The following is a 4,982-nucleotide window of genomic DNA, read 5'->3' as shown; positions in this document are numbered from 1 at the left end:
GGGTGGGTGTGGTTGCTTCGGCCTCCTCCGCCCCCCCCCCCCACCCCCCCCACCCTCCACCGAGGGCTCAGAGCGGCCCGAGCACCTCCCTGCGCGGCGCCCTGAGGTCGAGCGCCGCGAGGACGCTCCCGAGCGCGCGCTCCTCGTACCGGAAGTGCGACTCCATGATCGCGCCCACCCCGTCGAGGTGACGCGCGACGGCGTCCCGCGACGCGACGGGGTCCGTCGCCCGGTCGAGCGCGCGCTCGAGGTCCGCGACGAGGTACGCGATCATCCCGTGGTCCTGGCGCAGACGCCGCAGGACGTCGGCGAGGTCGGGGTGACGCCGCTCGAGCTCGGGGAAGAGCACCGCGTCCTCGGCCGTGTGGTGCCGGGTCAGGGCGGTGCAGAAGCCCCGGCAGTACACCAGCAGGTCGGTGACCGGTCCGCTCGCGCTCGGGCCGTCGTCGTCCGACGCGTCCCGTACCAGCTCCAGCGCCTGCCGCAACCGACCGTGCACCGCCTGCATCTCGTCGTACCAGGCCACGAGCCTGGTCTTCTCGCCCTCACTCACCGGTGAGGAACGAGGAAAGGGTCCGTGCCGTCACGGCTCCCCCTTCCGGGTTCGGCGCCTCCATGCCTGACGCGGTCCGCCACCGGCACGCGACGCTGGGCGCGACCCTACCAGCGCGGTCCGCGGCGTCGCGCGCCGCCGACGAGAACGACACCACACGCCGTCGAGCACGACCTGAGTGCCGCGAAGACGCTCAGAACGACCCCCATGTCGTTCTCGGCGAGGCCCGGGGCCGGGTGGTCGGGCGGTTCAGGCGTGGAGGCGGCGGAGGAACGCGCGGGTGCGCTCTTGCTGCGGGTCGCCGAGAACCTGTTCGGGGGTGCCGCGCTCGTGGACGCGGCCCTCGTGGAGGAAGCAGACCTCGTCGGCGACGCGGCGCGCGAAGCTCATCTCGTGGGTCGCGACGAGCATCGTGCGGCCCTCGGCACGCAGCTCGGCGAGCAGGTCGAGCACCTCGCCGACGAGCTCGGGGTCGAGCGCGGACGTCACCTCGTCGAGCAGGAGCAGCTCCGGCCCGTTGACGAGGGCGCGTGCGATCGCGGCGCGCTGCTGCTCGCCGCCCGAGAGCTGGTCGGGGTACGCCCTCACCTTGTGGCCCAGGCCGACCCGGCCCAGCATCTCGACGGCCGCCGCCTCCGCCTCCGCGCGGGCCCGCCGGTGCACGAGGCGGGGCGCGAGGGTCACGTTGTCGAGCACGGTCAGGTGCGGGAAGAGGTTGTACGCCTGGAAGACCATGCCCATGCGCGCGCGGACCCGGTTGGCGTCGAGCCGCGGGTCGGCGACGTCCTCGCCGTCGAGCAGGATCTGCCCGTCGTCGACCTCGTCGAGGAGGTTGACGACGCGCAGGAGCGTGGACTTGCCCGAGCCGGACGACCCGACGAGCACGACGCACCGGTGCGCGTCGACGTCGAGGTCGATGCCGTCGAGCACGACCCGCCGCCCGCCCGGGACGCCGGGTGCGGGGAAGGTCTTGCGGACGCCGCGCAGCGAGAGCAGGTGGTCCGCCCCGGCGTCCTGCGGGGTCGCGCCGGAGGGCAGGAGAACCCCGTTCATCGGATGTCCCCCGCCCCGCTCACGGTCGCGAGCGACCTGCCCCAGCCGCGGCGTGCTTGGTACGCGTCGACCGCACGCGTCAGCGGGAACGACACGAGGAAGAACAGGATCCCCGCGACGACGTAGGGCGTGAAGTTGTAGCTCCCCGTCGTCGCGATCTGCGCGGCGCGGATCGCGTCCACGGCGCCGAGCACGGAGATGAGGCCCGAGTCCTTCTGGAGCGAGACGAGGTTGTTCGCAAGCGGCGCGGTGACGTTGCGGACGGCCTGCGGCAGCACGACCCGGCGGGTCGTCTGGGCGCGCGTGAGCCCGAGCGAGCGCGCGGCCGCGACCTGCGACGGGTGCACCGACTCGATGCCTGCCCGGAACACCTCGGCCAGGTAGGCGGTGTACGTGAGGACGATCGCGAGCGCCCCGAGGAACGCGCCCGACGTCGGAAGCCACTCCAGGCGCAGCGCCGGCAGCCCGAAGCCGACGAGCAGCAGCACGAGCAGGAGCGGCACGCCGCGGAACAGGTCGACGTAGGCGGTCGCGAACGCGCGCAGCGGGAAGAGCGCCGGGATGCGGCTCGTGCGGGCGATCGCCAGCCCGAGCCCGAGCAGCGTCCCGACGACGCCCGCCACGACCCACACGCGCAGGTTGAGCCACAGCCCCTCGAGGATCGCGGGCAGCGACTCCCACGCCATCGCGGGGTCGAAGAACGCGGTCCGCGCGCGCTCCCAGCCGGGTGCGTTGACGACGACGAGCACGACCGCCGCGACGACGAGCACCGTGCTCACGAGCGCGACGAGGAGCGAGCGGCGGCGCTGCGCGCGCCGGAACGCGGCGCGGTCGAGCGCGAGCGGCGACGGCGACCACGCGGCCGCCGGGACGCCGTCCGGCACCTCGCCGCGCCCGGGCGGGCGCACGTCGTCCGACGCCCCGCGGGGCACGTCGTCGGGCACGGTCACGGCCGGGTCACTCGAGGACGGGGATGTCGTCCGACTTGAGCCACGTCGTGCGGAGCTCGGCGAGCGTGCCGTCGGCCTCGAGCTCGTCCACGGCCTGGGTCACGCAGTCGGTCAGCGAGGAGTCCAGGTCGAGCACGAGCCCGTACTGCTCGACGACGCCCTGGTCGGGCAGCGTCCCGATGACGACGGAGTCGGGGAAGTACTCGGTCGACGCGGCGACGCCCTGGTCGACGTCCATGACCATCGCGTCGATCGTCCCGGACTGGAGCGCCTGCATGCCGTCGCCCGCCGCGTTGTACGGCGAGATGTCCGCGTCCTCGCCCCACGCGCCCTCGGCGAGCGTGAGGCTCGTCTGCGCGGCCGTGACGCCGATGCGCGCGCCGTCGAGCTCGGCGAGCGTCGTCGCGCCCGCGTACGGGCCGTCCTCCATGACGATGACGCCCTGACGCGTCGTGAGGTACGGGCTGGAGAAGTCGACGGCCTGCTTGCGCTCGTCGGTGATCGACGTCTGGTACGCGGCGACGTCGAACGGCTTCACGGCCGGGCTGATGATCTGCTCGAACGTCACGGTCTCCCAGACGACGTCGTCGGCCGCGTAGCCGAGGCGGTCCGCGACCGCGTAGATCAGCGCCGACTCGAAGCCCTCGCCCGAGTCGTGCTCGCCGATGTACCAGGGCGCGTACGCCTCGCCCGCGCCGACGGTCAGCACGCCGTCGGTGAGCGTCGGGAGGGCGCCGGGCTCGCACTGCGCGGCGTCGGCCGACGCGCCGTCGCTCGGGCTCGCGGCGTCGCCTCCGTCGCTGCCTCCCGAGGAACAGGCCGTCAGCGTGAGCGCGGCGACCGCCGTGACGGCGGTGAGGACGGCGGGACGGGGACGCAGACGGCGCATGGTGACCTTCCGGGTGTCGGGCGCCCGCGGGAGTGGTGGGCGCCGGCCACTGACGATAACGCCGGGCCGTGGGCCGTGGCTTCCCCCGGCCGCACCTCGGCCGGGTGGGGCGCGTCACAGCGGAGGCCACGCTCGCACGGCGAGGCGTCCGGGACGGACGCCCCCGGACACGACTAAGGCCCTCGAACATCAGTACGAGGGCCTTCGTCTTCTGAGTAGCGGGGGCAGGATTTGAACCTGCGACCTCTGGGTTATGAGCCCAGCGAGCTACCGAGCTGCTCCACCCCGCGTCGGTGATCACTACTCTACGTGAGGTTCCGGACCAGGCCAAATCGGGTGGACGAGACGTGGGTCACGCCAGGACCTCGACCCCGAACGCGAACTCGCGCACGGCCCCGGGCTCCAGTCGCACGTCCGCGGCGCAGTCGGCGCGGTTGAACGCGTCGGTCAGGGTCTCGACGGGCTCGATCGCGACGGCGGCCCGCTCGCGTCGCGCCAGGCCGTCGCCCGTGTACACGTGGACGAGGCCGCGGTCCTGCCGCACGGCGAGCCCCTGCCCCGTCGCGGGGTCGCGCACGAGCGTCCGCGCGCGGCCGTCGGCGTCGGTGCGCAGGTCGCCGAACGCGTGGTCGAGCCGCACGCCGGCGAGCGGCAGCGGCCCGACGCCGTCGATCGCACCGAACGCCTCCGCCCCCGCGAGCGGGAGCAGCCCGGGGTCCGTCACGACGGCGCGCCGCGCGGGGACGGTCAGCTCGAGCCGGTCGATCGTGCCGTGCCCCGGTACGCGCAGGTACGGGTGCCACCCCAGGGCGACGGGCGCGGCGGTCGCGCCGACGTTGCGGGCCCGCAGCGTGACGCCCAGCGAGCCCGCGTCGAGCACGTACTCGACCTCGAGGGTGAGCGCGAACGGGTAGCCTGCGTGCACGTCGGGGGCTACGGACGTCCGGAGCGTGACCGACACCGGTCGCGCCGGGTCCCCGTCTGCGGGGTGCGCCGGGTCCTCGTCCCGGTCGACGACCGCCCAGTCGAGCGTGCGGGCGAACCCGTGCATGGTGAGGGGCTCCCACGGCAGGACGGGCGGCACCTGGTGCCGAACGCCGTCGAACGCGTACTGCCCGCCCGCGAGACGGTTGACGAACGGCGCCATGAGCGCGGACCGCGCGGCGTCGTGCACGGCGACCTCCGCCTCGTCGGCGTACCCGTCGACGAGGTCCTCGACCCGTACGGTCCCGTCCTGCCCGCGCCACGGGGCGCGCCAGGCGAGCACGGCCGCACCGCGCAGCGCCACGACGAGCTCGGACCCCGACGGGTGGTGCAGGCGCACCGCAGGGACGGCCGAGGTCGTGTCGCTCGCCACGCTGAAAGCGTTGCTGCAAACCGTTGCAGAGGTCACGAGGAGCGATCCTCCCGCCCCGCGGACGAAAAGACAACTCCGGCACGACGCCGGACGGGCGGGGGGGGCGCGGGGGTGGGCGCCCCCCCCCGGGCGGGGGGCGGGGGGCGGCGGCCGGGGGCCCGGCCGCGGCGCCGCGGCGAG

5 protein-coding genes and 1 tRNA gene are annotated in these 4,982 nt (G+C 74.5%); all 6 read right to left on the bottom strand.

Annotated elements, in window-relative coordinates; translation table 11 throughout:
- Positions 1-67 precede the first annotated feature (67 nt).
- On the bottom strand, positions 68-553 hold the full coding sequence (locus ACFWH7_RS14890; protein ID WP_378217318.1) for a hemerythrin domain-containing protein: 486 nt from the start codon (positions 551-553) through the stop codon (positions 68-70).
- Positions 554-802: 249 nt separating this feature from the next.
- Complete coding sequence (locus ACFWH7_RS14885) at positions 803-1,606, bottom strand: amino acid ABC transporter ATP-binding protein (RefSeq protein WP_378217316.1); 804 nt, start codon at positions 1,604-1,606, stop codon at positions 803-805.
- Positions 1,603-2,556, bottom strand: coding sequence for an amino acid ABC transporter permease (locus tag ACFWH7_RS14880; protein WP_378217314.1), 954 nt, complete (start codon positions 2,554-2,556; stop codon positions 1,603-1,605). The genes ACFWH7_RS14885 and ACFWH7_RS14880 overlap by 4 nt, the downstream gene beginning before the upstream one ends.
- 7 nt (positions 2,557-2,563) lie before the next feature.
- Positions 2,564-3,445, bottom strand: a complete 882-nt coding sequence (locus ACFWH7_RS14875; RefSeq protein WP_378217312.1) for an ABC transporter substrate-binding protein — start codon at positions 3,443-3,445, stop codon at positions 2,564-2,566.
- A gap of 216 nt (positions 3,446-3,661) precedes the next feature.
- Positions 3,662-3,735: transfer RNA gene (locus ACFWH7_RS14870), tRNA-Met, on the bottom strand.
- Positions 3,736-3,797: 62 nt separating this feature from the next.
- The gene (locus tag ACFWH7_RS14865) at positions 3,798-4,802 is read right to left on the bottom strand and encodes an aldose 1-epimerase (protein WP_378217310.1); all 1,005 of its coding nucleotides are present in this window, start codon (positions 4,800-4,802) and stop codon (positions 3,798-3,800) included.
- Positions 4,803-4,982 lie beyond the last annotated feature (180 nt).

The organism is Cellulosimicrobium cellulans (genome assembly GCF_042723955.1).
GTDB lineage: Bacteria > Actinomycetota > Actinomycetes > Actinomycetales > Cellulomonadaceae > Cellulosimicrobium > Cellulosimicrobium cellulans_H.
Note: the sequence above shows the minus strand (reverse complement) of the source record. Positions and strands in the feature narration are given on the sequence as shown.